The following is a 6,089-nucleotide window of genomic DNA, read 5'->3' on the forward strand; positions in this document are numbered from 1 at the left end:
CCTCCCGAACGGAAACAGCGAGATTGTCAACCAGTTGCGTCGCGCCGCCACCTCCATTTGGCGGCCATGCTGTCAAAGCTGGTTTTTAAGGGCTACCCGGTATCGGAGCGGGAGCAGGTAACGGGAAGCGGTTCACGTTCCAGCGCAGGGATTCAGCATCCATGACAAGTTGATACTCGGGTGAATAGTTGCGCTATTGAGGGGTTAGAGTTACGTGTGCGATTATCTTTGCTGAATAGTTAAAGGACCCCCGTAGTATGAAGACCACCGACTCCAAGAAAATATCGCCCACACACGGTCGGTGGCTCATATGCCGCCCAAAGGACTACGATGTACGGTACAAGATTAATCCCTGGATGGATCTCAGTAACGTTCCTGATCAGGCGCTCGCCGTTACTCAATGGAGCGAACTTGAGCAGGAGCTTTTGCGATGCGGCGCTCAGATTGAGTATATAGAGCACGCAGATGGGCAGCCCGATATGGTGTTTACCGCTAACGGTGGGCTAGTACGGGGGCAAGATGTTGTGCGTGCACGCTTTCGCCACGCAGAGCGAGGGGGAGAGGAGCGCCACTTTCAGACCTGGTTTGAGGCCAACGGCTTTAAGGTGCATGAGCTCAGCTCTGGGAGCTTTGAGGGCGAGGGGGACGCGCTCTTTGCTGGTAATAAGCTCTTTTGCGGCTGGGGTTTTCGCTCTGATCTAGCAGTATACGATCAAATTGGCACTATCTTACAGGTGCAGGAGATTATACCGGTTCAACTGCAGGATGAGCGGTTTTATCACCTAGATACCTGTTTTTGTCCCCTAAATAATAGCCTAGCCCTGATCTATCCCGGTGCTTTCTCTCGCAAAGACTTAGAGATACTTGGGCGTGCAATTGAGCTGATTTATGTATCGGACTCGGACGCCCTCCATTTTGTGTGTAATGCTGTGGTGTTGGGTAAGGATATTATACTACCAGCCGGGTGCCCGGATACATACGCGCTGCTGACGCAACGTGGCTTTACGTCACATCCCGTTGAGTTGGGGGAGTTTATTAAAGCTGGTGGAGCTGCTAAGTGTCTATCCTTAAAACTGGCACATGGCTCTCAAACTTGAACAGAGCTCTAAAACTTGAACAGGACTGGGCATGACTAAGATAGTAGCGATAGCAGGGGGAACGGCGAGCGGAAAGACTACGCTAGCGCGCGACCTACTTCGACTTGGTGGTGAGGATCTAGTTCAGATCGTACCCCTTGATGCCTATTACCAGTGCAACGGGCACCTGCCCCTTGAGCAGCGCGCCGCCGTTAACTACGATCACCCACTGGCCTTTGAGATCTCAGTTTTGGCGCAACAGCTAGCAGTACTTAGCCGGGGGGAGGTGGTTGATATACCTGTATACGATTTTGCAACGCACTCCCGCTCGGCTGTTACGAAGCGGATTAAGCCAACAGCTCTGATCCTGGTTGAGGGGATCTTGGCGCTGCACTTTACAGAGCTGCGTAGTTTTTATTCACGCTCTGTGTTCGTCGATACGCCCGAGGCTTTGCGATTATCGCGCCGTATTGCGCGTGATGTTCGTGAGCGAGGGCGCACAGAAGCCTCGGTGCATGAACAGTGGAATGAGAACGTACACCCGATGCATCTGGAGTTCTGTGAACCAACTAAGGCTATCGCCCTAGAGATCTTTGATGGGGCGGCTTGGAACGACGAGCAGGTCTTGGCGTTGTTAGAGCGCTTAGGATAGCGCGCCCTCTTAGCGTTTTGATCTAGTGGCTTTTACCTTCGGTAGCTGATCGTTATCTCTACGAACCTTCTCTAGAGCCTGTGCTACCTCCTCATTGCCCCGTTCGGTATAGCGCATCGTGATACGAACATCGCTATGCCCGAGCGCCTGCGCCACTAGCCGAATATCGTGTGAGTTATCAAGCAGCTCAGTTGCAAATGTGTGACGGAGTAGGTGCGGATGAAGTTTCGTCTCTACGGAGTAGGCGCGAATGGCGCGCCAGATACTTTTTGGGCTTAGCTCGAAGGAGGCCAGATTAGTGGCGCTGGCACCGTAGGTGCTGATAAAGAGCGGCAACTTTGCATCGATGGCGGCGTTGCAGGATGGTAGATAACGTTTAAGCTCCGTTATGCGGCGCTGCAGATACTCCTGCAAGTTTGCGCGCATGGTGGAGGTTATATAGACATCCCGAAAGCGGCGTCCTTTAGTGCGCACCTGCTTTATCCACTCCAGTTTGTCGCTAAGCTGCCCCATCTTGATAGTACGGACCTCCTCTGCGCGCAGTCCTGTGTCGAGTAGTAGGTTTAAGATAGTCTCGTTGCGCAGCCGATTAAAGGAGTTCTTCTGCGAGCGTAACTTCTCGGCGTGTTCTCGAACCTCAGCTAGCTCTTTCGGGCGAATTGATTTTGGGCGCGCGGCCTGTAGGCGCGGGGATTTTACCTCACGGGCTGGATTAATAAATCCGGGGAGCCGCTCTGCCAGAACTCGCCCCATATGTTTTAGGGTGGCGAGGCGACGCGCTACCGTTGCGGGCGCTTCGCCACTCTTTAGGCAATCATCAACGAAGCGTTGTGTGGCTGAGAGGTCCCAGTCCTTAACGATTAGGTGCTCGATCTCGCGCCTATCCCTGTAGCGCGCAAGAAACGCTAGGAACTTATCGGTATCTAACTGCTTGGCGCGGGCGGTGTGGGTTTTGCCGTCGGCGTAAAAGCGTAGGTATCCTTGCACGACATCTCCAAGCGCCAGAACCGCCACGTTCTTTGCGGGCTCAGCTTCACCAAAAAGTGCGCGCGAGATATCCTTCATACTTAGGGGTAGTTTACGGTAGACCCATGTTTGTCGCTAGTAAGGGCTTACATGACAAGGGCTTTAGGACGGTATAAGCTCTCGGCTATGCAATCCATCTTTAGCACCGTATTTAGTGAGATAGTAGAGCAGATCGAGGGCGCTGTGCTCGATGCTGCTGGCTATCTAGTAGCTGCAATGGAGTCCGGCGCGCAGATCGAAACAACCCTTAAGGCCGATAAAACACAGGTGATGAACCTAGACCTTGAGAGTCAACGCCGTATCTTGGCGCGTCTGCCCAATACCTACCCGATCCTAGCCGAGGAGGATGAATCCTCGCACGCCTTGATTGAGGCGGGGGGCAGCTATTTTCTAGTTGATCCACTCGATGGAACAACCTCATGTAAACGGTTTCACGGCGAGCTCGGTGGACAGGTAGGATATGGCCCGCTGCTTGGATTCGTGAAGGATAACGTACTCTCCGTCGCAGCGTTCTATAACATTCCGCAGCGCAAACTCTTTACGGCGGTCAGGGGCGAGGGGTGTTGGGTTACGACGATAGAGGAGCCCTCAGCACTACGGATAGAGGGACGCAAAAGGCTGCAACCCACCTCATGCAACACCCTGGCAGGGGCGGGGGTGCTCTTCTTTATCGGAAAGCATGGGGAGTCGCCCGTTGTGCAACATCTGCGCAATAAGGATGCCCTTGAGAACCTCTACCGCTTTGGTGGATTCGCAAACGATTGCTCGCGACTTGCTCAGGGGCTTGAGCAGGTGAGTGTGCAGTTTACCGTTAAGCCGTGGGACCTCTCTGCGGCGTTACTCGCCTCTGAGGCGGGGTTGCAGGTTTATCTTGATCCGCTCCGACGCAAAGTTCCGCTAGCAGAGTGGCGTATCGAGGCTAACAATCCCCTGATAGCCGTAACAGCAGCCCTTAGTCAGGAGCTTTTTACGGTGCTTGATCAGATAAAGGGGTAACGTTAAGGGCGTATGATAGGTGTATGGCAATGATACGGATTGATCCTCATGCGCACCTCTACGACACCTACTCTGTCAGGGAGTGGTGTGAGGCCGCCTGCAACAACCTAGGCGGTATAGTTGGGGTTCTACCTGTCGTAATCGTGGTTGATAGGGAGGGACAGAACTCATTTTCACGATTTAGAGCTGAGGTTCCATTATTTGGCAGCTGGGCCGAGTTAAGTAACGGGCTAGTAGGTACTATCAAGTGGCGAGATAGATCCATGGTTGTTGTTCAGGGGGTGCAGTACGTTGCGCGTGAGCGCATCGAGGTGCTTGGCCTCGGAGTTTCGCGTCGAGTAGCTGATGGCGCGCCGGCTGCTGAGCTGATTGAGTTAATTAACGAAGAGGGGGGTCTGGCGTGTCTTCCCTGGTCGCCCGGCAAGTGGCTCGGTGCGCGTGGCAGGGTGGTTCGCAAGTTATTAGATACTTATAGGCCAACTACCCTTACTGTTGGTGATATTGCGATCCGCTCATCGATGGGGCCGCCATCTACACTATTATTATACGCTAAGGGGCGCGGCTATCAGGTCCTGTGCGGAAGTGACCCTCTGCCACGCAGAGCTGATCAACGAATGGTAGGCTCCTACGGTGTTGAGATAGCCACACTGCCCGATGGGGAGCTGCTGCCCTGGCTACTGAAGAGCTTGCGTGCTGGGGCTCTGATGCGCTGGGGAGCTCGCAATACGCCGTGGCTAGCAGCGTGGCGATTTTTTTCATGAACGCATCACTTAAATGGTTATGCTTTCGCCCCACTCAGGCTCCTGCTGCGTCGAGCAGTGCAGACTTCCGCCCCCCAGGATCCAGTCGGTGCAGTTAATACCGATAACCGTTCTGTCCGGCAATAACTCAGAGAGAATTCCTAGCGCTACACGGTCCTGCTTATCGTTATAGGTAGGCATCAGCACAAGCCCATTGGCGAAGTAGAAGTTTAGGTATCCAGCTGATAAACGTAGGCCATCACAGTAACGTGGCTCCGGAAACGGCAGCTCAACTATAGTCAGCCGCTCGCCGCTTGGTGTGCGAAATTTCTTGATAGCCTCAATATTCTGCTGGAGGCGCTCATACTGAGCAGTATCAGATCGGTCTGCGCTGGCAACAACAACTGTGCGAGGCGCAACGAAGCGCGCTACGTTATCTATATGCCCATGAGTATCGTCACCGACAACGCCCCACGGCAGCCAGATAGTGCTTGAGCACCCTAAGTATTCCCTAAAGATCTCCTCGTAATCGCCCTTTGAAAATCCGGCGTTCCGTTCTTGGTCGCTAGATAGGAGACACTCCTCAGTTACAAGGATAAGACCATCACCACTGACATCGAGCATCCCGCCCTCAAGCACTGGCTGCTGAGTAGCGTGTAGCTCCCGTTTGTGCGTAATTCCTGTGGAGGAGGCGATAAAGTCTGGGATGGTCTGATCAAGTTCGACCTCAGGTAGAGCGCCCCATCCGGTAAAGAGAAATGAGACCCACTCTGAACGGGCTCCAACGACCCCAATTGGGCCTGAATCACGCAGCCAGGCACGGTTGTATGCGGCACGGTGAATAGTTATATCGCCCGTTATCTGTTGACGACTGAGGCGCTCCCGTAGATCTCTCTCAAGCTCCTCGTTAAGGCACAGGATCTCAACCCGCTCTACTTTCGAAACATGCCGGATAAATTCGCAGTAAGCCCACCGTACGGCGTCTAGCTTTCCTGGGTAGTCAGATTCTAGATAGGGCCACGCTATCCATGTGGCGCGGTGCTGCTCCCATTCGGCGGGCATTCTTTGCATCTTCATAGGTACTATCTCTGTACTGGGGTAATAGGTTTTGGTTCCCAGGCGCGCTGTGTACCTGTTCCTAAGCGAGTTGCAAACCTCTCTTTAATAAGAAACTCATCAGGAACTAAGTGCAGAGCCTCAAGCCAGAGGTAGATCTCTTCGGCGGCCATGCGGTGTGCAATCTCGTTCGGGTGTCGGTCAACGCCTGGGATAACCTGCAGTCGCTCTAGCGGGATCCCTTTGTATATATTAGAGAGATCCAGCAGGGGCACATTTAGGCTCTGCATATAACTCTCTATCTTCTGGTGCAGGGGATAGAAGGGGTAGTTAGCATCCATCGGAATTCCAAAGAGCGGAAAGAGAACACCAACTATCGGTTTATCGGAACGTTTAGTCAGCGCTACTATCTGCGCCGTGGAGTCACTGAACTGCTTCCAGGAGCGGGGATTCTCAAAGAGATCATTAAAGTAGTCGATGTAGGCTTGATGGGTCGCAGAGTTATGCATACGACTAAGCACGAACCCAAGGGTGCGCCAATAA

Annotated in this window: 7 protein-coding genes; 4 read left to right on the top strand and 3 right to left on the bottom strand. The window is 53.4% G+C overall.

Annotated elements, in window-relative coordinates:
* Nucleotides 1–257: 257 nt before the first annotated feature.
* Both NTV65_11890 and udk read left to right on the top strand, forming a co-directional pair.
* Nucleotides 258–1,097: an arginine deiminase-related protein gene (locus NTV65_11890; GenBank protein ID MCX6115894.1), complete on the top strand. Its 840-nt coding sequence runs from the start codon at nt 258–260 to the stop codon at nt 1,095–1,097.
* 31 nt (nt 1,098–1,128) lie between these two features.
* Nucleotides 1,129–1,728 carry a uridine kinase gene (udk, locus tag NTV65_11895; GenBank protein MCX6115895.1) on the top strand — a complete coding sequence of 200 codons (600 nt, stop codon included), beginning with the start codon at nt 1,129–1,131 and terminating at the stop codon, nt 1,726–1,728.
* A gap of 9 nt (nt 1,729–1,737) precedes the next feature.
* On the opposite strand, the gene NTV65_11900 is transcribed toward udk, so the two are convergent.
* Nucleotides 1,738–2,793, bottom strand: coding sequence for a tyrosine-type recombinase/integrase (locus NTV65_11900; protein ID MCX6115896.1), 1,056 nt, complete (start codon nt 2,791–2,793; stop codon nt 1,738–1,740).
* A gap of 51 nt (nt 2,794–2,844) precedes the next feature.
* Between NTV65_11900 and NTV65_11905 the strand changes: the two genes are divergently transcribed.
* The gene (locus tag NTV65_11905) at nt 2,845–3,750 is read left to right on the top strand and encodes a hypothetical protein (protein MCX6115897.1); all 906 of its coding nucleotides are present in this window, start codon (nt 2,845–2,847) and stop codon (nt 3,748–3,750) included.
* Between the two features lie 23 nt (nt 3,751–3,773).
* Nucleotides 3,774–4,511 carry a hypothetical protein gene (locus NTV65_11910; protein MCX6115898.1) on the top strand — a complete coding sequence of 246 codons (738 nt, stop codon included), beginning with the start codon at nt 3,774–3,776 and terminating at the stop codon, nt 4,509–4,511.
* Nucleotides 4,512–4,520: 9 nt separating this feature from the next.
* On the opposite strand, the gene NTV65_11915 is transcribed toward NTV65_11910, so the two are convergent.
* Nucleotides 4,521–5,567: an agmatine deiminase family protein gene (locus NTV65_11915; protein ID MCX6115899.1), complete on the bottom strand. Its 1,047-nt coding sequence runs from the start codon at nt 5,565–5,567 to the stop codon at nt 4,521–4,523.
* A 5-nt stretch (nt 5,568–5,572) separates the two neighbouring features.
* Nucleotides 5,573–6,089 (bottom strand): hypothetical protein (locus NTV65_11920; GenBank protein ID MCX6115900.1); only part of this gene is annotated, 517 nt, incomplete at its 5' end.

The organism is Pseudomonadota bacterium, assembly GCA_026390555.1.
Classification (GTDB): domain Bacteria; phylum Bdellovibrionota_C; class UBA2361; order UBA2361; family OMII01; genus OMII01.